Source organism: Agrobacterium sp. SORGH_AS 787, assembly GCF_030819035.1.
GTDB lineage: Bacteria > Pseudomonadota > Alphaproteobacteria > Rhizobiales > Rhizobiaceae > Agrobacterium > Agrobacterium larrymoorei_B.
Window position 1 is genome coordinate 433295 of sequence record NZ_JAUTBG010000002.1, and the last position, 20721, is coordinate 454015.

Consider the following 20721-nt stretch of genomic DNA (forward strand, 5'->3'; position numbering starts at 1 on the left):
GGAAAAGACGCCGCTCGCATTGCGACGGCGAAACCTGAGGAGGAGGAGACTATCATGACTTTGAGGACACTGTTTCTCGCCACCATATCCGCAGCAGCGGTGCTGGTCGCATCACCAAGCCTCGCCAAGACCGAATTGCAGGTGCAGCGCTTCTTCGGCGCCTGCGACGCAGATTTCGGCAAGAACACCGATATCAGCAAGGCGGTAGGCGAATGCGGCATCATCACATCGATGATCAACAAGTTCGCGGCCGACAATCCCGATATCAAGATCAATGTCACGACGGTGGAATGGCCGGGCTACGACCAGCTGACGGCGCAGTTCGCCTCGGGCGATGCACCGGACATCGTCACGATCCATGAATCGGTCCTGTCCGACTATCAGTCCAAGGACCTGCTGGTCCCGCTCGACGACATGTTGAAGACCGTCGGCGTGACGCCGGACAAATTCACCGACGCGGCCAAGGAAGGCGTGACCAAGAACGGCAAGATCTACGGCCTGCCGATAGACAACTGGACCATGCTCTACCACATCAACATGGACCTCTTCAAAACCGCAGGCCTCGTCAATGCCGATGGCACGCCGATCCTGCCGAAATCACCGGAAGAGTTGCTGGCCCAGGCCGAGCAGTTCAAGCAGAAGACCGGCAAGCCCTATTTCGTCCAGAACCTTGCCAACGAGACGGCGCTCTATGCCCGCAATCTCTACACCTACCTCTTCCAGCAGAATTCCGATTTCTTCGCCGATCCGAAGAAGGTGAAGTTCAACACGCCGGAAGCACGCAAGATCGTGGAGATGTACAAGACCATCTTCGAAAAGGACGACACGACGAAGGACCTCGATTACGGCGGCTCCATTAACGCGTTTCTCGGCGGTGAAGGCGGCGTACACCTGAACGGCACGTGGATGGTCGGCGACTACAATGCCCAATCCGAAAAGCCGGGCACTGCGCTCAACAAGGGCGGCTATGCGGTCTATCCCTATCCGCAGCTCTTCCCTGGCGCCAAGGCGCAATATGCCGATGGCCACAGCTGGGCGGTTTCCAAGAAGGATCGCACGCCGGAGCAGGACGCGGCCATCGCCAAGTTCCTGAAATTCTTTGCCGATAATGATTTCGAATGGTCGCGCACCGGTCACCTGCCGGCTTACAAGGCGGTCATCGACTCCGCCGAGTTCAAGGCGCTGCCGCATCGCGACACGATTGCGCCGATTGCCACGCTTGGCAAGCCGCTGCCCTCTGCCGTCCAGCGTCAATTCGCCATTCAGGACATTGTCGGCGAGGAAATGAGCGCGGCCATCACCGGCCAGAAGGACGTCGATTCCGCGCTTGCCGACATGGAAAGCCGCGTCAACGAGCTTCTCGCCAACCTCTAATCGGTCGACAGCAGCCCCTTTTCTGCGGCCTCTCGCGTCTCGCCTGCCCTCCCGGGGGCGAGGCGCGAGATTTTGTTTGGGGGAAGCGCGGCCTCTTTTTCACCCTTGTGGTCGATATGATTTGGAAAAGACCAATCTTGGTCCTATGGGTGAAGCCCACTTCATCGTCCGAGACTGTCAACGACCGTGCCTAGAATGCAAAGCGATACCCGCCAGACCATCGTGCGTCTTCTCTCCACCATGGCAAGCGCCAAGGAGATCGACCAGTATCTGAAACGCTTCTCCCAACTCGACGCCAAGCGCTTCGCGATCGTCAATATCGACGGCGCTATTCTGCGCGACACCCACGAGGCTGAGGCGACCGCCTCATCGCTGTCATTTCTACAGCAAGTCGGTCTCACGCCGATTGTTCTGTTGGGAAGCAGCGCTGCGTCCGGGATGGGAGGCAAGGCCGCAAGCGAGCGGCACGAAAACGCGGCAAGCGCGGCGTTCCGGGATCTGAACCTGAAGCTTGTCGAATTGCTTCAGCAACAGGGCACGCGTGCCACCTCGATTACGGCAGGCGTATTTGCGACCGAAGCTTCAAAGGGTGATGCCACCAATGGCCTCGCAGCGGTCGGCGCAGTCAGACTGACTCCGATCGAAGCCAGCCTGGAAGCTGGATCGATCCCTGTCATCAGCAGCGTCGGCGAAACGACATCCGGCCAGATCGTCGAAATCGGCAGCGATGACGCGACCAGCGAAATGGTCCGGGCGCTACAACCTTTCAAAGTCATATTCCTCACAAGCCAGGGCGGCTTGCGCCATGACAATGGCCGCCGGGTCGACTCGATCAACCTCTCCACCGAGTACGACCAGTTCGTCGGCAAGGCTTACGCGGATGGCGGCTTCAGCTTCAAAATCGAGCAGATGAAAGAGTTGCTGGATGGTCTGCCGATGGAATCCTCGATCTCGATCACCAACCCGGCCAACCTGGCGCAAGAGCTTTTCACCCATAAGGGCTCGGGCACGCTGATCCGTCGCGGCGAACGCGTGATGCGCGCCACATCCTGGGAGGAGCTCGACCTCACCCGGCTCAGAGCATTGATTGAATCAAGCTTCGGACGCCGCATCGTCGATGATTATTTTGAGCGCACCCGGCTGCTGCGTGCTTACATCAGCGAGCACTACCGCGCCGCCATCATCATGACGGAAGAAGACGGCGTGCCCTATCTCGACAAGTTCGCCGTGCTGGACGAAGCGCAAGGAGAAGGCCTCGGCCGTGCGGTCTGGAAGGTGATGCGTGAGGAGACACCGCAACTCTTCTGGCGCTCCCGCCACAACAATCAGGTCAACATCTTCTACTACGCCCAGTCCGATGGCTGCTTCAAACAGGAACGGTGGAAGGTGTTCTGGTGCGGCCTGACGGATTTCTCGCAGATCGAAAAATGCGTCGCCCATTGCGCAGTTCGCCCGACGACCTTGATCGACACTGAGACGAAAACTGATAGTAGGAACAACTAAGTTTGGTATTGCCTAATGGCGCCGTTATCAAATGTCTTGATGCATGTCGGCTAGAATTTCTTTCGCCATTTCGATTGCTTCCTTGTATCGCGTAGGCGGTTCATGCGACAGGACGCACGCAGCAGCTTCCTCAGGTCTGATCCTCACTGAGGTCTTGTAGGTCTCAGCGCTTATAGAGTGCTCTTCATCGATCAAGCGCACATGAGATAGAATGCTATCTTTCCAAGCCGCATCGCTGTCGCGGTTTTCCCAAGATGCAATATCCGCAATAAAGAATCCCATTGAATGAAATATCTCCAGAACAAATGTCGCGCAAGTTAGGCCCATGCCGGAGCAGGGAAAACCTATGAACTCCCCCTGCGAGCTAAATGAAGGCTTATCACCAGAGCAAAATCCGTAAGCTATCATTCCCCCCTGCTTCTGGAGGGCAATTAGCCTAGCGGCTAGAACCATTTCGTTTTCATCATCTTCGTTAAAAACCTTTGATGAGGCCCAATAGTAGTCAGTCCTAGCTGCTTCGAATCTGAGATCATGGTGGAAGGCCAAATGACAAAATTGGACACCGATGGAATCTCTGTACAAAAGGCCGACATGGTTCTGGTCAGAGGTAATAGCCTTGATTGCCACACCTATAAACCCAGTCATTGTATTAGGGTTTACCAGTTCCCCGTGCGAAAGCATTAATCAAAGAGCCCCCGCAGGACTTTCTCACTGTCGCGGCCTTCCAGTTCGATAATGCCTTTGGCAGCCATCAGAAGCTTCGACCAAGATGTTATCAAGTCACGACATGGGAATGTAATTCGGAGCAAGCCAATCAGGTAAACGACGGGAATATTTTGCGTGTTTATACTAGCGAAAAGGACGCTTACTTCGTCATGCTTACTAACTATGAGTTGAGATTCAACTGAGCTTATGATATCAGCAATATCTTCCACTCGTTTTATATTATTGCCTATCTCCAATTTTGACCGAGTAGATCGAACCCAAGCGCTTTCTTGTGAGGAAGAATCTTCTTCAGCTGCATCACCAACTTCGAGAATGAATTGCGGGGCGTCTCCACAATAAATTGCTATTTTCTTTCGTTGGTTAGTAGCAACATTAGCTGACATGGTTAAGGGAACAACAAATCCTGCCAATTGATCTTCTAGCTTTTCTAGAAACATCCTCAAAGAAGCAGAATCATAATCCCTCGATGAACGCTGATCAAGCAGGTGATTATACGAGTAGACGAAATTGTGCTTTCTAATTCGCTGTGTTCCACGTACTCCTACGAGCAGATGCTCAAGCAAACTTTCAAACGGATTCGTTGCGGCAAGATCACTAGTACCTACCAGCCAACCGATGCAAGTTTCGCGCTGATTATCAGACAGGCTCTGGCCCGAGGGCATGGTGTAGTTTTTCAGTGATACAGAACCTGAAGACTGGTCCCGAGTACTGGTGTAGGCGACTGAGGACGCCGAGTGCATTATCAACTCCTGCTGGGCTGCTGACCGTTTGATAGAAGTCAGAATCTATAAGAAACGCTTTTTGCTTGTTTTGGTTGACTAAGAAGCTTGTCTGTAAGTTAATCCGGAAATCATCGACCGCAAAAGTTGCGGCGGACGCCGTGTGATCCACAACCGTGTCACTAAGTGCAGGGTCGTCATAGATTCCGAGTAGTACTGGCTTTATGAGTTCGCCCCAAGCAAACTCTCCGAGGTTTATCTCTTGTGGGTCTATTATATCTCGATATCTCAGACCAATTCGAGAAAAATTACTAATCTTGTAACACTTTAAAAGCGCAGCTAAAATAGGTCGCCATCTTTCGGAGAATTCCTCCCAACGAATATAATCAAACGTTGAAAGGGCGACAGAGTCGGGTCCAAGCGTAACGCTCCAGCGATCATCAGCTGATTTGAACAGATATTGATTGCTCATAACGGCGTTAGGACTTGATCCATCAAGATCAAAATGAAGCGCACCCTGCGGCTCAAGCACAGGATACAATTCAACTAACTCTTCTTGAAATGCGGACGGGGCATTGGATGCAATGAGCAGGTAAGTTGGAAACTTCAGTTGCGCCACAACTTCCACTAGAGGGTTTTTTTTATAGATCACCCGCTCATAGTTCTCGAGAAGTTTCACACTAAGCCCCTGTGAAAATTTATCTTTTGGACCGGTCGTTGCCGCCCCGGGAAAAACGGATAACTTAGGGATAAGTGCATTGTATGGCTAACACAAGATGTCCGACGACAGTTTTGAGGAAATCCTACTGTCTCGCCTATCTCATTTCGCTTCGCGGCACCGCTGGGAGCAGAATTTCACATTCTCCCAGTCTTTCGCCCATTTCTTCCGCCAGACGAAGGGACGCCCGCAGACGGGGCATATCTTGGACGGCAGTTCGGATTTCTTGCGTTGTTTCGGCATTGAATCGCCTCTGATCTTTCTCCAGCTTACGGCAACGACCGCGTTCCAGATCTTGCGACGACCAAATCACACGGGCCACATAAGAATTTCGGTATGATCAATACTTGACGGCAACCAATTATGCCTCATGACAGTCTTACAACCGGTCGATCATCTGGAAGACATCATGGCTTTTGAACAATTCGTCACCGATTACGGCATCGCGGCCGTATTGATTGGCTCCGGGGTCGAAGGAGAGACCGTGGCATTCCTGGGCGGCGTGCTTGCCCACAAAGGCATGTTTCCATACTGGCAGGTGGCCGTTGCCGCCGCGCTGGGCTCATTCCTGGCGGACCAAATTCTTTTTTATCTCGGGCGCTATGCCAGCGGCGTCAACGCCGTCAAACGCCTGACCGCAAAACCCGCCATGACGCGGGTCACGTCATGGCTCGAAGAGCACCCAAACGCCTTCATCTTCTTTTTCCGCTTCGTCTACGGCATTCGCACGATCAGCCCGGTCGCGATCGGCCTCTCTTCCATTTCGCCTCTTCGCTTCTTTGCCATCAACCTGGTCTCCGCTGCCACCTGGGGCGCCCTCATCACCGCCGTTGGCTATGGACTGGGGCAGGCAATCGAGACACTGATCGGAAGGCTCGGGCTTGGCCACCACATGGCCGTCGCCATCATTCCTGCCCTTGCCATCATCGCCGCCATCGCATTCGGTGCCCATCATTACTTGCGGTCCTCGGAGAAGACATAAGCGGCGCGCGTCGGCGCAAGAATCGCAACAGCGTGAAGGACCATCAGCGCACAGGCGCCTCGAGAGTGCCAATTTGTCGACGCTGGTCGTCAATCTGCCGCTGCTGGTCTTGGAAGCGTTGATCATATCCGGCAAAGGCGCGGTCGAGTTCGGGCCGGGGAACCTGCGCATCGCGCAAGTCCTTGACCTCGGCTTCCATACGGATCCTGTCTTCAGAGCTTCGCTGCTGACGCCACTCCATCTCCTGCCGCGTCACCATCCGCTCCGTCATCGCAATGATGCTCTGCTGTGTGGTGTCCGCCAGCTTCGCGACTGCTGTCTGCGCCAGCTCGGAGTTCTTCAAAATCGCGGAATCGAGTCGGCTCTGATCCTTGCTCAGCGTGCCATAGACGAAGGCGCTCAGCGCCGCCAAGATCGTGAAGGATACGCCGACCGCCGACCAGACGACCGGCCATTGCGTGCGGCTGCGCTCCGCAAGGCTGGCGGACAGGCCCGAGATCGACGTGCGCATCTCATTGGCGATCGCCGACATGGTGTTTTCCACCTGCTTGAAACCGGAGCGCATCTCGGTTTCAAGATCGCTTTGCCGGCGCCCGAGATTGGTCACGCGCTCGCCGAGCTGCGCCGTGGCAGCATCGCTATAGGCGCGGTGGGCTTCGTGGTCATTCATCTCTTCAAGTCCTGTCATTGCCTGATGCTTCGTTGCGCAGCTTGCGGCTTCGTCGCGTCGAAGCGCGTCTTCACACCGTCATAAAAGGAAGCGCAGCGCCCTGTGCGCCTGTCGGTGAGATCGGCGGCAACCTCCCAACGCAACTGCGTATTGCGCGGCTTCTCGACCCCGTATTTCGGGATCACCCGCTCCATCGGCTGGCGGCATTCCTCAGGCAGATCCGGCAGGTGCACACCGGCAGCCATACTGCCCTTCGCATCAGCGGCGGCAATCAGCCGCGCCTCTTTGCTGGCACAGCCAGAGACGGTCAGCATCGCTCCAGCGGTAATCGCCATCATCCATTGTCTTATTGTCATTGCGGATTGCCTCTTCGAGTTCAGCCTGGCGTTTCTGTTGCGTGAGAGCATCGGCCACCGCGCGCCTCCGGTAATCCTCCAGCGCCTGTGCCGCTGCATTGCGCTGCCGCTCAAGCTCCGCCGCCCTGGCTTCGGCAGCAGTCTTTTCCGAAAGCAGCACATACCCTTTCAGCAGTGCCGCATCATGCGAGGAAAGCCAAAGCCGAAAGCCGCCGAAGACAAGCAAGACGGCGATGATGAGCATTGCGATACGCCCCAAAAGCGAAGTCGGGAAAAGCATACTCATAGGCCGCTCACACAAAGCTCGGCTTCACCGACACGCCGCGCATCCCCCATCTCACGGCGATTGACGAGCCCGCGCACAATCCGCCCACCCGCCCGATTAAACGCCGTCTGCGCCTCACACGCCGCCCGCCACTGCCCAGCCTCAATCCGAGCCTTCGCCGTCGACCGGCACCAGGCCCCGACACCAAAATTATAGGATCCCGAAATCATCGACGCGCGAACGCTGACAGGTGCAGCCGCAAGCTTCGGCGAACACTGCATGATCGGCTGATAATAATCATCATGCACGCGGCGCAAGAGCATATCGCGACACTGCGCCTTCGTCTTCGTCATGCCCGGGCCAATGCCCTGCGTCTCGCCATAACAAATATCCCAGATCTTCGCGAAGGGATCCCAATGGGACGTCAGCACAAGCCCCTCCCAGGGAATGATGGCCTTCTCCACGGCCAAAATGACGGCAGGGTCCATCCTCCCGGCAACAGCGTAACGGTCATAAGCGGCATATCCACCGGCTGCGATCGTGGCCAAGACACCAGCTACGGCCGCCTTACCGCGCCTCGTCGGCACGATCTTGTTTATCGGCATCGATTATACCTTTCTGGACGAGTATTCGGGAAATAAAGGCCGCGCAGGTCGCGGCTCCGGAGAGGGCGGCGAACAGGCCGCGAGGGATATCGAGATAGCCGTCGATAATGGGGAGAAGGACTTCAAGCCCGGACAGCATACCGGCGAGCACGATCCATCGAATGGACCAGGCGCGCTTCAGCACCTGCCACCAGTTCGTGATGAGCATGGGATTTCCTGACTGTTAGATGATGCCGTTACCGGCGAAGGTCTACGAGGCGTTTGCCAATGCCTGCTGATCTGCCTTGAAGGCAGTGATAAGATCGTCGCGCTCGGCTGGCGGCATGCTGGCAGGAATGGAAAGCGTGTTGCCGTCATCCAGGATGACGAACACGGTGAGGTTTCCGGCAGCGTCATACCGCAAACTAGAGATCGATTTCGTTTTCCACGATCAAGCTGCCCTGAAAAAGATGCCAGCATATGCGGAAGATGCAATTCATCGGTTAAAGCTCTGTCCGGTCAAGTCGGGACACGTGCCGAAGGCTTGAGCGATGGTCAGATATGTAACCGAATACAAGGTTCCAGATGACATTGGGGCGGCAGTGCCGCCGAGCAATGAGGGGCCGACGGTCGAATTTGCGCCATAAGCTTGAAACACAGCGGTCCGATGTATCGGTCTTAAAAGCCCCAAATACATCCCGGGATTAAGTATAATGCTTCCGCCTGAAAAGACCGCAGTCATGACGCCGGTCGTCACGGCAGACAAGCAGGCAGTGGCGCCGAGAAGGTTGGCGGTGGGAAGCTTGTTCGCGGGATCGGCTGCATATGCACCCAGCTGGAAGCTCTTGCCGATCTCAGACGTGGTTACACGAGCACCAGTTCCGAAAGTGTCACGCGCTCTGTTACGATGATAGGGTGAAGCTGGACATTACCGCCGCTTATAACGGCACCCGTCGAAACGACGGCATTTAGGCTGCGGTAGTTAGACACCCGACACATGTCCGAAGAAGTCGGCGTTATTCTGGCTCACCCTGACTGACGCCCCGGTCGTCGCGTCCCGGCAAATAAATCCAATCCCGGTTGCGGAATTGAGCCGTGTGGAGTTGACTGAAAAGCCTTCAAATCTGCCGTTGGCGACGGTCGGCACTGTCAGCGCTACAGCATCTTTTAGTTACCGGGGTTTAGGCGAAGTACTGGCCAGATGCGTAAGTGATGTGCTCATTCGAAAGAGACCTTCAGGTTAGGAGCGGTCACATTAGAAAGCGAAACGAACACATTGCCAGCGCTGGCAAACACAACCAGCTGAATAGCATCACCATTTCGCCCACATTAAGCGCAGAAAGTTTTGCGTCTGGTACCGGCACCATCGCCGCAACATACACGCATTGCATGTGGATCCAACAAGATGTCGCCGCCAAGATCGCCCGAGTATGGCATGACGCGATAGCCCGCATCACTCTTCACCTAGATGCCCATGTCCTCTGTCCGTTTTGCGTTAAAGTCTTTGTAGGCATATTTCACCCCTAACATTCTTGCCGCTCTCCGTTGCCGTCGTTTCCGATGACGGCGGCGATCAGCGCCACCGTCCCACCGTTTCTGCCGGGGCTATGGTTATTGTTCTGAAATCCGCTCAATTGCTCGCAGGTATCGATCCGCATCCCGTTGCCACGCACGCAGAGCACACACAGATCATAGTCGCCATGGTTTTTTAAGACTTGCATCGTCGCCTCAAGCAGGGATCATCTCGGAGGGTGCGAGTATCTGCGCGGCGCGCTCTGCACCGAAAAGCTGCGTGGCGATCTGCTGAAGAAGCGGCCAAAGCTCATGATCCGAGCGGTACGAGGAAGCGGTTGCGAATATCTGTCGCGTCCGGAAATCCTGCTGCTCCATCACCGCGCCGACAGCATCTGCTTCCGGCTTTGTCATCCGCTCCCAAAGATGAACGGGATGAAGGACGGAGACCATTTCCGGCAACGGCTCTACAGGCGGCTCTGCATATTCCCAGCCGCCATCCTTAGGAATGTAATTGTCGCTTGGCTTTAACGGGTATGGAATTGTGCCCTCTGGATATAGGTCTTGAATGGCCTCGGATGGCTCTGACGTAGTTTGCCAGTAACCGACACTTGGATGGTAAAATCCATGTTCTTCGCTCATTGATGATTTCCTATCTCAGTTCGAGCCACGCCTGTGTGCCAAGGAAATTGTTGCCTTGCGTCAGACGATAGTAATGGCCTGGCGGAACCACAAACATCGGATAGGCAAAGTAGTAAGTCGTGTCCGAGTTCACGATCTTCTCCGGTCGTGGCGGGGTGATCCAATTGCTGTTATCCGTAGAAACCTGCCCTTCGCAAAAGGAGTAGCGCGCCCATCCTTGAGGAGCGACCATGATCGGCTTCCCAGAGGTGTTCTGGTATACAGTCCCAGCAGATCGATTTGCCAACACATTTTGCCAACTTTGACCTATACCCAAACTGCCTTTTGCAGCTCGCAGTGCGACAGAAAGGCCAGCACCGAACTCAGTACCCATGGACCCGCCAAAAGAGATGTCGCCAGTCTCGTAGTATCTCGACCACACCCCATCCTTTTCCAACTGCAAATAATGTGTAATGAGAGTGGGTCCCGCTGGGCCGAATACATAACGCGCACCGTCCCATCCGAAGTAGGCATTTGGGGCATTCCATGTGTTGTACCCGGTGTTGTCGCCGCGATTAAGCTGAACGTCCCCATTCGCTTGGATCTTGGAATATTTCCCACCGGTGCCTGGCCCAAACAGCACATCACCCGTGAGTATGCCGCCGACCTTTTCAAGAAAGCCCTGCGAGACCGTTTGATAAATCCCATAGGCTTTACGGTACCAGTGAAACGCTGAGAAAAGCCCGCCCGCCACAGGGACGTTTTCGGCCTCGCTTGCCCAGCGACTTGCCAGCGCCGCCGATCCCGATGCATTCGATGCGCTACTGGCCGCCGCGGTAGCGAACCCGGCAGACTCATCGCGGCTCTGTTTCGCGCCCTGCGCAAACCCTTGCGCCGCCGCAATCTGCGTCATCGAAGGCTTTTCCTGGCCGGGTTCGACAGTCAGCGATCGTTCCGTCGCCTCCTTCACCGACTGGATCTGCATCACCATCTGGTCCAGACGGCGCTCCACCACTTCGGGATAATAGGCTCCCTGGTTTTCCAGCGAGGTCTCCTGCGTCAACGGCAGCCGGCGGACCAACGTCAGGGTCTGGCCCGTGAGAAGAGGTGTTGCCTTGACGACGTCGCCGCCGGTCTCGCTGCCGACGCCCGTCACGCTGTAGTCGCCATTGTCGAGAGAGAGATCGGATACGTCGCCCGATGCTGAAATCAGCACGGCGCGGATATGCCTGGCATCGAGAATTTTGAAACTATAAGGAAAAGTCTTCGTCGTGCCGTTGCCGTAGAACGGCCCGGCTACGCTGACTTCGCTTGAAACCGTCATTGTTCACTCCATAAAAAAGCGCCCTGAAGGCGCTTGTCGGTGTGGGTTTTGTGGGGCATAAAATTGGATAGATTCGCCCAATATCGCTGCGGCGTAGGGAGTACCGGATCTCCGCCATCGTTTCGGACGTCGGGATTGGTGGTTCTGGCAAGGCCAGGGCAACCAGTCGTGGCGGCCGCTCCGCGACAGCATCGGCTAGAAAATCAGAATCGGTTTTCGGAAATCCGATGAGTTAAACGTCGCTTGGCATTCTAAACCAAGCGAGCGGCTCTACGAAATCAATCTCGAAGAGGCACTTCAGGTCGATCAGGCTGGCTTTGTGCCGCCCCACCGAATGCCGCAGCAGATGAAACTGTCGGAACTGTATCCAAAGCACTGTTCGGATCAGCCTCGACGTCGACGTCGCCAAGGCCCGCAGCCTGGACCAACCCTTCGAGAGAAATCCCCAGCACCATGGCAAGGGCAGCCAATCCATCTCCTGCCGGTCCATCTGCACGAGCCGATCGTCTGGGGGCTGCGGACGTCTCGTTCCACGTCGCCGTGAAGGCATTGAAATTCTGCTCGGCTATCGGCTCTATCCCGGCGCCTCGTTCGCTGTGCGTGCCGAAGAAAAGTCCTGCCAATTCGCCGATAGAGCTTCCATCCGAGAACTGATCGGGAGCGGTAGTGATCACCTTCGCGACCACCGCAGGAATAGCAACCCCTGCCAGATAGACGGCAAACAGGCGCGGCGCGCCCCCATAACCGTAGCTCTGCATGATCGGCTGAAGATTTCCGCCCGAGAGACGGGCCTGGCTGTTGAAGTAACTGTAGAGCAACGTGAACAGGCGGGAAAAGGTAGAGCCGTTCTCTCCCCAGTGGTTCTGCTTATCATCGCGCATGACAAGAAGAGCGTCCGCCTTCGCCACAGCCTCTCTATGCAGGATGCCCTCAGCGATTGCCTGGTCATACGCCGCGTGCCAGATAACCAGATCAAGGATATTCCCGGTCCCCTTCAGCAAAATCTCCCCATAGAGAACGCTTTTCTCAGCGATCAATCCACGATCACCCGGCTTGGCGATCGCGCGCCGAATACACGCCTCCATATCCCGGCTGCTCCGCTTCATCCGCGAGTTCATCACGAGGGATAGCCTTGCCACATCCTCGCGCATGGCCGCCCCTTCGCCCTGATTGGCAAAACGAACCAACGCGGCCTCCAACCGCCCCGTCGAAATCTGGGCCGAGACAGAGGATGTCTCCCACGTCGATGCCGTAGCGCTAACGATGTCGAGCATCATATTGCGAACGCCCGCACGTCCACGGATCGCCCGCGTGACATAAGACAGCGCCCGCCCCTCCGCCGTCGTCGGCTGCACCTCAGCCACCGGTTGCCGCACCATTCGCAGCCAAGGCACAATCACCGTGTCCATCATGGCGGGCGAGACATCGTCCAGCGCCACCGAAAATTCCGGCCTGTTCACGATCCGCCCTATCTGCTGCACGACAGGCTCGATATGGATAAACCGCAAAAGCTGATCCATATGCGCAGCAAGCATTGAACACTCCAGCACCAGCGGCCGCGCGTCATTCTCTTTCCCCTGCGCTGTGAAGGCAGGGGCAACCGTCGGAAACATCTCCGCCGGGTTCCTCCCTTCCTGATTAGCAATGCCGAAGCCCCGTTCAAACACAGCGGGCACGAAGCCGCCGGCATAAGTGCCAAACGGCGTCTTGAGGGCGGCAGGCATCATCTCTCTGAAGGAGAAGCCGCAGATCTTGCGGTGTGCCTCCTGCCCTCTTCGCTTCAACCCCTCCATCACATCCCAGATGGCCTGCGCCGCATCATAATCGGCTTTGGTCAAAATGCCTTCGCGCCACATCCGCGCGATAAAACGCTCCCATCCGGCCTGCCACCCGCGCCCGGCCAGAAGCTTGCGTTGATTGCTGTCATTGCCGGTGTGCAAAAGCGCATGGAACAGCTGCCCCTTGTTCTCGAATGTAAATCCAAGCTCCGGAGCGCCGATCGCCGGCCCCAGCAGTTCCGCAGTGCGCGGCTCGATAATGGCGTGAAGCGAACGAAGATAAGCGGCCTTTTCTTCTTCATAATGCTCAAATGCCTGCCGCACCGGCGCGACGATAAGGCGAGAACAAATCCCTGCCTCGCCCCCATCCATATCCTGTGCCCAAAGCTCAACCGGCCGCTGCGCCGCCTCAAGAGAAAGCGGCATAACGGCCCCCGCGCCAAGCGCCGTCAGCCGGCGTCGCAAGTCCGCGTTCTGGCTCTCGCTACGCTGCTCCACAGCCGCCAGAACCAAGCCAAGAACAGCGTCCAGATCCTGCCACTCGCCATCGATCTGGATGCCCCTCGCGCTCCGGCCAACTTCCGTCACATTGTCAATCGCATCGTGAACGGCATCGAATTCCGCAACCGTCAGATCGCCAAATACCTTTGAATCGGCGCGGGTATAAACCTCAGCTGCCTGTGAAAGCACATTATAGGACAAGATCGTCCTCCTTCATTTGCTCAAGCCAGCCGCCCATATCAAAACGGGCAGGCTTGCTCGCCAAACCAAATTCAGCGGCCAGCGCACGCACCGCCCCGCGGTTTTCCGCCTCTGCATCCATTGCCCACTCATCATCCGTCGCATCCAGCGTCGCCATGCGGTCAATCAGGGCCTCAAGTTCGTCAGCCTTGGCAGAGGCCGCCATATAGAAATGGCAGGCCATCAGCTGTCGCCGCTTCGCCTCCATCGCTTCTTTGAGATCGTCCTTGGCAAAGGCGCTGGCCGCCTCACCGGCCGTCTTGCGCTCTGCCGCAAGGTGGCGATCGGAATCCGTCGCACTGGACACTTTCAGCGCGCTGAACAGCCGGTGGACATTCCCCTCCACCTCCTGATGCGTCGTCGCCTCACCGCCCGAAAGCTTGCTCAGCACATTCAGCTCCGCCAGCAGAAACGCCCGGCGTTTGTCCCCATGCAGCGCCTTCAGCGCCTCTTCTTCCAACTGGCCGTCAAGCAAAAGATCGCCATGACGCTCAACCATCGTCCTCTCGGTCAGAAGCTCGATGGCAAGTTCGATAGGACGCGCCCGCACCAGCGCCTGCAGAAACGCCCGACCACTGTCAAACCCATACATGCCGGCTGCAATATCGGGGTGAATACCGTCACGTCCGGCAAAGGCATTGGCGTGGTCCAGATCGTCCTCACCTCCCTCCGCCTTGGAAGAAAGAGGCCTCAAGCCAAAGTCCCGTTCCAGAATGCCCCTGTCGAGCTTGATCCGCCCCACCGGCTTGCCCTCAAAATCCATGCCGAAGCGCAATGCCTGAATGGCCTGGTAAATCGGCACAGCCTGCAAGGTCCGCGTCGAGATCTCCTTCACCGTCTCGCGCTCCTTGCGATACCAGTCCTGGCGCGCGAGAAAGATCGGCTTCATCACCTGACGCCGCAGTTTTTGATGCGCCTCGTCGTCTGCCTCTTCATGAAGCCGACGCAGGCGCCGGTGCTCATCAGCGGAAAGCCCCGCCGTCTTCCCACCCGTAAACAACATGCCCGCAGACATGTCGTCGCGCGCCTCTTCAATTGCCGCATGGGTTGCCAGCATGCGCAAAAGCACATCGCGAATGTCGGGCGAAAGCGAAAGGTCAAGACCGCGCAATGCTCCATAGACATGCAGAAGCCACTCGGCGAAATGCTCGAAAACAGTGCGAAGAGCCACCGAAGGCGCCTCACCCTCCAGCAGATACACCTCGAAGGCCTGGGCAAAATGCGCGTGGATCGCGCTTTCGTCAGCACCAGAAACCTTCCGTCCCCAGTCGCGCAGGGTCTCACCCATCTCCCGCACATCGGCATCCGCCCGGCCAATTTCAGGAAGCGTTTCCAGAAAATACCGGCTCGTTCCGCGAAGAAAGGCGGAAAGCTCAACACTTTCAAAAAGCCGAATGAGGGATAGGTTTTCATCGGGTTCAACGGCGTCCATCGAATCCCTCCTTGGATTTATCGTCCGTTACGTTCCAGCTTGTCCCGGCGCGCAGACCAGGGCGTGTCCGTCGGAACTGCGGGGCCTTGCTGATCGAGGATCTTGGGTGACGGGCCGGGCGGTTCCAGCCGGGAAGCAGGCGCGGTGGATGACTGTAGCATCCTCTTGAGCTGTTCCGTCGGCATGCTGCCACCAATACTCTCGGGAACTGAGCCCAATCGTGGTCCCTTCTGGCCCAGAGTCGCTCCAGGTACCCGGGCATTAGATGCAGCACCTGTCGCGGGGAAAACACTAGCACCTTTATCGCCGGGGGCGCGAACAGGAGCGATGTTGCCGTTAGCGCCATCCTCAACACGGGAAGGCGGCTGCTGTGCTGGCCCTGCACCTTCACTCACTGCACGCGATTGACCCTGGTTCGTTGAAGACGCATCAGCTGACGATGTATTGTCCCGCACAAAGTCATCGGGGGTTCGACCACTCTTGCCAATTCTCACGGTTCGCATCGTAGTGACGGCCAAAGCGCCAGAATGCGCCTGCTCCGGAGAAGCGCCAGAAGCCTGCCGACTCTCAACGTCTCGCTGATATTCTGCTTGCGAAACAGCCCTGTTCTGTTCTTGTGTTACTAGCGCAGCCTTCGCGTCCTTCTCCGCTTGAGCGATAAGATCAGACTCCCTGCCCTTAAACTCTAACCCTTCGGCATGCGTCTTGGCACTTGGGTCGAGGCTTATGTGCGGACGAAGGTCTAAGTCATACTCGCCTCCTGCTACGTAGGTTTCATAATCCTCGATTGAAAATTTTACGGATCCGCGGGTCTGATGTGCTGTCTCCCAATCGGCTTTGTCGACATGCCATGCTTCAAGAACTTTTGCCGGGTTTCCACCACGGCGTTGAACAATCTCGTCGATCTTATCGACCGGGATATAAACCTGTCGGACGTTCGTCCCTTTCGTCATCTTAGCAACAAACTCCCTAAACGCTTCGGGGTGTTGCGTGCGCAGGCCGGAGTTTGCCGCAGCATCGCTCATCTGATCCATAGCGTTTTTCGTGTCAGCGGCCTCTGACGCTTTGAACCGTTCAGACCTCCACCGTCTTGCTGCACGTAATAGACTTTCGGTCGCGCCTTTGAAAATGTGTTCACCGCCCCCAACCACGGCACCGCTGAGCAACTTGTTAATCAGGCGGTCGGAAGCCTCTTTGTCCTCGTACCGGGCGCCTAGAGCAGCAGGGCCTCCCATAGTAACGCCTTCTTTGATCAATTCGTTGGCGCCACCTTCCGCTCCGCTTTTAATCGTCCCCCCAACAACCCCCCCTATCCTGCGTAACGTCGTAGGCTTCGCAGCGTCCAAGACGATGTCGGTGGCTCCTAGCTTGCCACCCTTTGCGAATTTCCCAAGTAGAAACGGGACATTGTCCCACGCGGTCAACAACCCTCCAACGCCAGTTGCTACGGCCACTCGTCTTTCCAGAGGCATGTCCGGCAACTTTTCTTTCAACTCTTTGTTGACGGATGCAGCGTTGTCGGCAGTGGTAAAGATGATGCTGAAGAGACCTGACGCCATCGACGTCAAAATCTTCGGCGTCTCCTTCGCCACATTTTCCCCAATGTACATTAGCGCTGAATCAAAACCATCGACATCATCATAGGATTTGACTTTGAACCCGTCCTTTTCCATCTTTGCGAGGCGATCTTTTGAGCTGTAGTATAACGGGCTGTACCCGCGTTTTTTTATGGCGGCTACTCGCTGTTCAATCGTGACGTCTGCGCCACCGACTTGTTCGCGTGGGAATTGATCCCCCGCCGAAGCGTTCTTTCGCACATAGTTTGTGAATCGACCAAAAAGGTTCGGCGTTCCGTCGTCGTTCGTTAGGAGGCTTTCGTCGAGTTTTCGACCTGCATCGTCGAATAGCCTGTTAAGCGCGCTTGATTCCAACGCGATTGATAGATCCTGAAAGTACTCGTTCCCCTGTACAGTTGCCTCATCATCGCCCTGCTGGAAAGCCGTGGTTAAACGCTCCCACCGAGATAGATTTTTCACCTCATCTGTTTCGTTTTCTTTATTTTCTTGGCGCTGAAGCGAAGGAGCAGTCGTAACTGATTGTGGCAGCGGCTCAGAAACTGAGGTTTTCTTAAGCGAACTGTCGTAGGCATCTTCTTGTTGGACACGCTGTAGCGCTTGCTCAAAAAGCGCGAGACTTGCCAAATCTTTTACGGTTAGGCCTGCGTGTCCAGGCGCTTTCAGTGCCTCATGGAGCCTAGGATTTTGCTCTAAAATAAGTTCAATCTGCTTCTGAGCCGATTCTTGAGCCGTCAGCTTGCTTTGCAAATCGATGACAGACCTGCGTCCGCTCAAGAAAAACGGAATGTCGCCTACACGAACATATTCAAGGAGCTCCGGATCACTCCCCATCTCATACGCCGTCTGCTTGACAGAAGACCCCGCCTGTGCACGGGTCCTGTCTCGATTTTCTTCTGGGGACATGGGGGTCTCGCTTGAAAAAGATGTTTTTCGCAGCACTCTGCACGACGGTCGTCGCTGCGCTGGTCACGGCACCGCTTGATTGGGATCCGTCTCGATTGTCTCAAAGGCCTGGCCGGATTTTGGGAGAGTGGGTCGGAGGAATGCTCCCCACATTCGCAGCAGGCGCGATCGTTGGCTCGATCGTCTATTTCATCCGACGACGTTCAAATAATCCTTGGAAAGGCGCGCTTTCAGCGGTCATCGCTTGCGTCATTTTTGAAGCGCTCGCGGTTGTGGGAAAAATGAACTGAAAGCTCCGGCTGAAGATCCGAATCTGACCGTCCAAAGGCGCCACGTGCCGGTTCAAACAGTCACAGCGCCATTCGCCCTAGGGAAATGGCGCTCACAGGTGTTTGAAGCTTAGAGGCACCGCCTCAACGATAGGGCACGAACCTGGCAAGAACAGCATCAATCCACCCCAATGGTTTCCATCGCCTCGACGCTGTACTCCGCTTCGATCTCGGCTCGTGACGGCGCCTTGCCGTTCTTCTTCATCAGCACCTTGAAAAGCCGCGCCCGTTCGTTTGGCGGGATCTTGCCATAGCGCGCCGTAAGCCTGACGTCAGATCCTTCCGGCCTGTCGTCATTGTCGAACATATTGCCGCTGCCCACTTGATCTTCACCGTCGTCGATCAGCCTCATGGGTGAAAGGCGCGCACGTTTTTCCGTGTAGATGACTTCCATGACCAGCATGTTGATCATCGACTGCCTGTCGGCAAAATTCGGATATTCGCCCTTGCGCTCCACCCACTGATCGATCTCGCGCTGCAACCGCGCATTATAGCGTAGCGTCTGGCGGGGTGTATTGATCCCCGCCTCCTCCAGCGTCAACGCGGCTTCCTGGAATGCCTGTTTGTAGAATGTCCCATCGCGGTCGGCCTTCGTCTCATCGGCCCTGATGGAGCCTTGCTTGTCCGCCAGACCCTTCCATTGTTCCCGAGAAAGCCTGTTGATGATCTCCGGCCCGGTAAGGTCCATCTTCAGAAACTGACGGGGATTGCTCGCACTCATGATTGAGAGCTGATTGTAGAGATCGGGATCGGCTTTTATCCTGTCGCCCTGCGCCTCGCGCTGCTTGACGCCATCGACAGTATCTGGCCCGGCCGCGAGTTTCAGGTCGAGCGGGATCTGGGACAACGGCATGTTGTCCATGATCATCCGGCACATCTGCATCTTCGCAGCGTTGGCAGCCGCACTCTCGGCTCTGCCACTTTCCCGGAACATCCCGTTCACATATCGAAGCGTCGAAGACCGCAACTCTGGGTCTTCAATCAGGCGCACCTTTGCCATCGCCTGCGAAAAGGGCAGCATTTGACTGCGCGCCGCAACCCCATCCTGCGCCGCAACAAGAGTGCTGCCGCCACGTCCGAACGCCTCTGGCGCGGTGGAGGATGGAGCGGTCTCATAGAGAAACCGCAGACCATATTGTTCGGCATTCTCGTGAAGCCAGTCGAGAACCTGAGCCGGAGCCTGATCCAGCGGCCGCCCCTCATAGGTCAACTGGATGCTGCGCCCACTTGAAACGGAAGACGCTGAGGCAACAGAGGCGCGTGATTTCGGGTCTACAAAGCTCACCCCCAACCCATTACGAATGTTCTTCGGCGCATCCTCGATTAAGGCCTTGGTATTTTCCGCAAATGCGTTTTCGAGTGGGAGCGCGTCGTCAGGTCGATCAGGCTTTGCCGAGATTGAAACGAGAAACGCTTTCGCCCGCGTTGGTCCGCCGCGGTGCGGTTCTTCCTCCGCGGCACGGTTCACGCCACCTGTGGATGTCTGACCCGGCTGGGCCTTCGCGTCCGCACCCTCGGGAGGATTGCTCCTGTCCGTTCCGACAACCGTATCCTTGTCGACATCAGCGGTTGGATTCTGACCGGCATTGGCATCGCCTCGCGTGCCCGCATCCTTACCAGCACCAGTCTCTTCCTTGCTGGACGGGGTCTTATCCACAGCGCCCGTCACAACATCGTCAGCCGCACCGGCGGGTGTCCGTTTCTCCGAAACGATCTCCAGGGCAATCTGTTTGCCCTTCTCGTCGATGGCCAAGGGCCTGATCTTGTTCTCCAGGTCCGCCCGCGCGTTCGGGTCCACCTGGGCACTGTTGGCCTTCAGATACTCCATCGCCGCGGTCGCCCCACCAGGCTTTCCGGCCATCGTCATGGCGACCCCGGTGTGAAGTCCCGTTATGAAGTCCATGGCCTTGGCCACTATCACCTCCGGCGTCCAGCCGTTCAGCTTACCGAGACTGTAAATTTCATTGACGCCGGAGGCCACGGCGGAATTGATCTGCTCGGGCTTGTTGTACCCGGCGATCGCCTGGTCCTTGGCAAGAGAAAGCCTGCCTTCAGCCGCCTTGCCCACCCACTCCTTCTGCCCCTGCGCCTTGTGCTTGATGGCGGCTTCCAGGCTGGTCGTCACCACAGGAGCGACCATCGCCTCATATCGTCCCGCCGCCAGTGGGTCTTTCGGTTCAAAGGTCTTTTGAAGCTTGGCAAGCGCCTCTTCATAGCCGGGATAGCCTTCGACAGCGCCTTGGCCGCTTGTGTTGAGATAGCCGTTTTCGCCATGCTCCAACGCAAGCTTTGCCCACTCGAAGGCGGTCTTGCTGTCCTTGGCGGTGGTGTCGGCCTGAAGGTCGCGCAGCTTGCTGGCAGCCTCGGCCATTTTGCCAAGCCCTTCGCCAAGAGACTGCATGCCCTTGCCCACCTGCGCACCAAAATCATTCTCCGTTGCCTTCACCGTCAGTGGCTGCTGGAGGATCGGCCGCGGGACAACGCTGCCCTGATAAACAGGCACGGCAGCCTGGCGAAAATATTGTTTGACCGGAACCTCAGCCATGGCTCACTCCATAAAAAAGGCGCCCCGAAGAACGCCTGGCAACATCTAATCTCGTGATTTTG

Annotated in this window: 19 protein-coding genes; 3 read left to right on the plus strand and 16 right to left on the minus strand. The window is 56.5% G+C overall.

What is annotated here, in order from left to right; translation table 11 throughout:
• The first annotated feature begins 54 nt into the window (after positions 1–54).
• Positions 55–1374 (plus strand): extracellular solute-binding protein, encoded by a 1320-nt coding sequence (locus QE435_RS11585; RefSeq protein ID WP_349041457.1) that lies wholly within the window; start codon positions 55–57, stop codon positions 1372–1374.
• Between the two features lie 195 nt (positions 1375–1569).
• The gene (locus QE435_RS11590) at positions 1570–2877 is read left to right on the plus strand and encodes an acetylglutamate kinase (RefSeq protein ID WP_349041458.1); all 1308 of its coding nucleotides are present in this window, start codon (positions 1570–1572) and stop codon (positions 2875–2877) included.
• Positions 2878–2904: 27 nt separating this feature from the next.
• Here QE435_RS11590 and QE435_RS11595 read toward each other — a convergent pair whose 3' ends face one another.
• The 4 genes from QE435_RS11595 to QE435_RS11610 all read right to left on the minus strand — a co-directional run bounded on the left by QE435_RS11595 (position 2905) and on the right by QE435_RS11610 (position 5283).
• Positions 2905–3504, minus strand: a complete 600-nt coding sequence (locus QE435_RS11595) for a hypothetical protein (RefSeq protein WP_349041459.1) — start codon at positions 3502–3504, stop codon at positions 2905–2907.
• Positions 3505–3557: 53 nt separating this feature from the next.
• On the minus strand, positions 3558–4265 hold the full coding sequence (locus QE435_RS11600; RefSeq protein WP_349041460.1) for a hypothetical protein: 708 nt from the start codon (positions 4263–4265) through the stop codon (positions 3558–3560).
• Positions 4240–5001: a TIGR04255 family protein gene (locus QE435_RS11605; RefSeq protein ID WP_349041461.1), complete on the minus strand. Its 762-nt coding sequence runs from the start codon at positions 4999–5001 to the stop codon at positions 4240–4242. The genes QE435_RS11600 and QE435_RS11605 overlap by 26 nt, the downstream gene beginning before the upstream one ends.
• 141 nt (positions 5002–5142) lie before the next feature.
• On the minus strand, positions 5143–5283 hold the full coding sequence (locus QE435_RS11610; RefSeq protein ID WP_111849432.1) for a DUF2256 domain-containing protein: 141 nt from the start codon (positions 5281–5283) through the stop codon (positions 5143–5145).
• A gap of 166 nt (positions 5284–5449) precedes the next feature.
• Between QE435_RS11610 and QE435_RS11615 the strand changes: the two genes are divergently transcribed.
• Positions 5450–6022 carry a DedA family protein gene (locus tag QE435_RS11615; RefSeq protein WP_349041462.1) on the plus strand — a complete coding sequence of 191 codons (573 nt, stop codon included), beginning with the start codon at positions 5450–5452 and terminating at the stop codon, positions 6020–6022.
• 43 nt (positions 6023–6065) lie between these two features.
• Here QE435_RS11615 and QE435_RS11620 read toward each other — a convergent pair whose 3' ends face one another.
• The 12 genes from QE435_RS11620 to QE435_RS11675 form a co-directional block, all read right to left on the minus strand.
• Entirely contained in the window at positions 6066–6692 is a 627-nt protein-coding gene (locus tag QE435_RS11620) for a hypothetical protein (RefSeq protein ID WP_349041463.1), read from the minus strand.
• Between the two features lie 14 nt (positions 6693–6706).
• On the minus strand, positions 6707–7006 hold the full coding sequence (locus QE435_RS11625) for a hypothetical protein (RefSeq protein ID WP_349041464.1): 300 nt from the start codon (positions 7004–7006) through the stop codon (positions 6707–6709).
• Positions 6951–7334, minus strand: coding sequence for a hypothetical protein (locus QE435_RS11630; RefSeq protein ID WP_349041465.1), 384 nt, complete (start codon positions 7332–7334; stop codon positions 6951–6953). The genes QE435_RS11625 and QE435_RS11630 overlap by 56 nt, the downstream gene beginning before the upstream one ends.
• The gene (locus QE435_RS11635) at positions 7331–7918 is read right to left on the minus strand and encodes a lysozyme (RefSeq protein WP_349041466.1); all 588 of its coding nucleotides are present in this window, start codon (positions 7916–7918) and stop codon (positions 7331–7333) included. The genes QE435_RS11630 and QE435_RS11635 overlap by 4 nt, the downstream gene beginning before the upstream one ends.
• Positions 7881–8126 (minus strand): hypothetical protein, encoded by a 246-nt coding sequence (locus tag QE435_RS11640; RefSeq protein ID WP_349041467.1) that lies wholly within the window; start codon positions 8124–8126, stop codon positions 7881–7883. Before QE435_RS11640 ends, QE435_RS11635 begins: the two co-directional genes overlap by 38 nt.
• 42 nt (positions 8127–8168) lie before the next feature.
• Positions 8169–8321, minus strand: coding sequence for a hypothetical protein (locus tag QE435_RS11645; protein ID WP_349041468.1), 153 nt, complete (start codon positions 8319–8321; stop codon positions 8169–8171).
• 1304 nt (positions 8322–9625) lie between these two features.
• Positions 9626–10051, minus strand: a complete 426-nt coding sequence (locus tag QE435_RS11650; protein WP_349041469.1) for a hypothetical protein — start codon at positions 10049–10051, stop codon at positions 9626–9628.
• Positions 10052–10061: 10 nt separating this feature from the next.
• Positions 10062–11354 (minus strand): hypothetical protein, encoded by a 1293-nt coding sequence (locus tag QE435_RS11655; protein ID WP_349041470.1) that lies wholly within the window; start codon positions 11352–11354, stop codon positions 10062–10064.
• 278 nt (positions 11355–11632) lie between these two features.
• Entirely contained in the window at positions 11633–13834 is a 2202-nt protein-coding gene (locus QE435_RS11660) for a hypothetical protein (protein ID WP_349041471.1), read from the minus strand.
• Positions 13824–15305 carry a hypothetical protein gene (locus tag QE435_RS11665; RefSeq protein WP_349041472.1) on the minus strand — a complete coding sequence of 494 codons (1482 nt, stop codon included), beginning with the start codon at positions 15303–15305 and terminating at the stop codon, positions 13824–13826. The genes QE435_RS11660 and QE435_RS11665 overlap by 11 nt, the downstream gene beginning before the upstream one ends.
• Positions 15306–15322: 17 nt before the next feature.
• The gene (locus QE435_RS11670) at positions 15323–17785 is read right to left on the minus strand and encodes a hypothetical protein (RefSeq protein ID WP_349041473.1); all 2463 of its coding nucleotides are present in this window, start codon (positions 17783–17785) and stop codon (positions 15323–15325) included.
• Positions 17786–18232: 447 nt separating this feature from the next.
• Entirely contained in the window at positions 18233–20659 is a 2427-nt protein-coding gene (locus QE435_RS11675) for a hypothetical protein (RefSeq protein WP_349041474.1), read from the minus strand.
• Positions 20660–20721: the final 62 nt, after the last annotated feature.